General features: G+C 77.3%; 2 protein-coding genes. Both read left to right on the top strand.

All coding sequences use genetic code 11. The features are described 5' to 3' along the window. Positions 1-124 precede the first annotated feature (124 nt). Complete coding sequence (gene fmt / locus HCJ92_RS23820) at positions 125-1057, top strand: methionyl-tRNA formyltransferase (RefSeq protein WP_167935680.1); 933 nt, start codon at positions 125-127, stop codon at positions 1055-1057. A 125-nt stretch (positions 1058-1182) separates the two neighbouring features. Next, on the top strand, positions 1183-2020 hold an 838-nt coding region (locus HCJ92_RS23815), incomplete at its 3' end, for a transcription antitermination factor NusB (protein ID WP_338054360.1).

Below are 2020 nucleotides of genomic sequence, written 5' to 3'. Positions count from 1 at the left end.
CGTGCCCGCCGGGCGCCGGCGCGGGACGGAACGTAGACTGCACCCCGGTCGCGGCCCGTTCGCCGGTCGCCCGCGACATCGCACCGCCCCGCCGCCCCCGCACAGAAACGGTGACCGACCCAGCATGAGGCTCGTCTTCGCCGGCACCCCCGAGGTGGCCGTGCCCGCACTGGACGCACTGCTCGCCTCCGGCCGGCACGAGGTGGCGGCGGTGGTGACCCGGCCGGACGCGCCCGCGGGCCGCGGACGCCGCCTGGTCGCCTCCCCCGTGGCGCAGCACGCGGCCGACGAGGGCATCGAGGTCCTCCGCCCCGCCCACCCCCGCGACCCGGAGTTCCAGGAGCGGCTGCGGGCCATCGCCCCCGACTGCTGCCCGGTCGTCGCCTACGGCGCGCTCATCCCCCGCAGCGCCCTCGACATCCCGCGCCTGGGCTGGGTCAACCTGCACTTCTCGCTGCTGCCCGCCTGGCGCGGCGCCGCACCGGTGCAGCATGCCCTCATGGCCGGCGACGAGGCCACCGGCGCCTCCACCTTCCAGATCGAGGAGGGGCTCGACTCCGGGCCCGTCTTCGGCGTCGTCACCGAGGACATCCGCACCCGCGACACCAGCGGGGACCTGCTGACCCGCCTCGCCTTCGCCGGCGCCGGCCTGCTGGCGGCGACGATGGACGGCATCGAGGACGGATCGCTCCGGGGCGTCCCGCAGCGCGCCGACGGCGTGACGCTCGCCCCCAAGCTCACCGTCGAGGACGCCCGGCTCGACTGGCACGCGCCCGCGCTGCGCGTGGACCGCGTGGTCCGCGGCTGCTCGCCGGCGCCGGGGGCCTGGACGGTCTTCCGCGGCGAGCGCCTGAAGGTGCGCCAGCTCGCGCTCGCCCCCACCCACACCGGGCTCCCGCCCGGCGCGGTCGTCGCCGGGAAGAGCCACGTCCACGTCGGGACGGGCTCGCACGCGGTGGAACTCCAGTGGGTGCAGCCGCAGGGCAAGAAGCCCATGGCCGCCGCCGACTGGGCCCGCGGGGTCCGCCTCGCGCCCGGGGAACTCCTCGGCGACTGACGACCCGACCGGGCGCGGTGGCCCGGCCGCCCGACCGGGCGCCGCGACACCGCGCGGCCACGCCCCCGCGGCCGGCGCACCGGTCACCCCATCCACCCACTCCAGCACCGCGGAGCGAACCAGCAGTGTCCACCGGCCCGAGCCGTCCCGCCCGTCCCTACCGCCGTCCCCGGAAGGATCCGGTCCGGCTGCTCGCCTTCCACGCGCTGCGCGCCGTGGACGAACGGGACGCCTACGCCAACCTCGTCCTTCCCCCGATGCTCCGGGAGGCGCGGGAGAAGGGCATGGACGACCGCGACGCGGCGCTCGCCACGGAGCTGGTCTACGGCACGCTCCGGTGGCAGGGCACCTACGACGCGATCCTGGCCGCGTGCGTGGACCGCCCGCTGCGCGAGGTCGACCCGCCCGTCCTGGACGTGTTGTCGCTGGGTGCGCACCAGTTGCTCTCCACCCGCATCCCCAGCCACGCGTCGGTCTCCGCGACCGTCGAACTGGCCCGGGCGACGGTGGGCGACGGGCGGGCCAAGTTCGTCAACGCGGTGCTGCGGCGCCTGACCGCCCACGACCTCGACAGCTGGCTGGAGAAGGTCGCCCCGCCGTACGACGAGGACGCCGAGGAGCACCTCGCCGTCCGCCACGCCCACCCGCGATGGGTGGTCTCCGCGATGTGGGACGCCCTGGGCGGGGGCCGCGCCGGTATGGAGGCGCTGCTGGAGGCCGACAACGAGCGGCCCGCCGTCACCCTCGTCGCCCGCCCCGGCCGCTCCGACGTCGCGGAGCTGCTCGCGGCCGGCGCCGAGCCCGGCCTCCACAGCCCGTACGCCGCCCGACTGACACAGGGCGGGGAGCCCGCCGCGGTGCCCGCCGTCGCCGAGGGCCGCGCCGGGGTGCAGGACGAGGGCAGTCAGCTGGTCGCCCTCGCGTTCGCCGCCGCGCCGCTGGACGGGCCGGACCGGCGCTGGC

It is taken from the genome of Streptomyces spiramenti, from assembly GCF_012034385.1.
In the GTDB taxonomy this organism is placed as follows: Bacteria; Actinomycetota; Actinomycetes; order Streptomycetales; family Streptomycetaceae; genus Streptomyces; species Streptomyces spiramenti.
This window is presented reverse-complemented; position numbering and strand designations above follow the sequence as displayed.

Coding starts and splice junctions, on each gene's coding strand:
- fmt (WP_167935680.1), top strand. CDS start 125: ATGAGGCTCGTCTTCGCCGGCACCCCCGAGGTGGCCGTGCCCGCACTG.